Source organism: Mesorhizobium sp. M7A.F.Ca.CA.002.04.1.1 (assembly GCF_004022805.1).
Classification (GTDB): Bacteria; Pseudomonadota; Alphaproteobacteria; order Rhizobiales; family Rhizobiaceae; genus Mesorhizobium; species Mesorhizobium ciceri.
In genome coordinates this window covers 1-594 of record NZ_RZPL01001255.1, presented here as the reverse complement: position 1 = coordinate 594, position 594 = coordinate 1, and the positions used below count along the sequence as shown (strand labels likewise).

1 pseudogene is annotated in these 594 nt (G+C 68.5%); it reads left to right on the top strand.

Features of this window, described 5'->3' with window-relative positions:
• Nucleotides 1–594 (top strand): annotated as a pseudogene (locus ENZ75_RS33655) (carbohydrate kinase); the annotation flags it as partial.

Below are 594 nucleotides of genomic sequence, written 5' to 3'. Positions count from 1 at the left end.
ACGTCAGCGACGAGAACAATGCCCTGAAGACAGGTTATGATGTCGAGGCCCGCCGCTGGCCGGAATGGATCGCGGCGACCGGAATGCGCATGGAGTTGCTGCCGCGCGTGATCGTGCCGGGCGAGGTCACGGGCGCCCTCACCGCGGAAGCCGGGGAACTGTTCGGCTTGCCGCGCGATGTGGCCGTCGTCGCCGGCACCACGGATGGCTGCGCCTCGTTCCTGGCGACCGGTGCCGCCGCGATCGGCGACGGGGTCACTGCGCTGGGATCCTCGCTGACCATCAAGATCCTGTCCGACCGGCCGATTTCGGCGCCGCGCTTCGGCATCTACAGCCACCGGCTCGGCAACGCCTGGCTGGCGGGCGGTGCCTCGAACTCAGGCGGCAAGGTGCTGGCCCAGCACTTTCCGCTCGCCCGTATCATCGAACTCAGCGCGACAATCGACCCGGAGACGGGCACCGGCCTCGATTACTATCCGCTTCCCGCCACGGGCGAACGGTTTCCGATCGCCGATCCGGCGCTGCCGCCTCGCCTTGCGCCGCGGCCGGCGGACGACGCCGATTATCTGAAAGCGATGTTCGAAGGCATCGCCG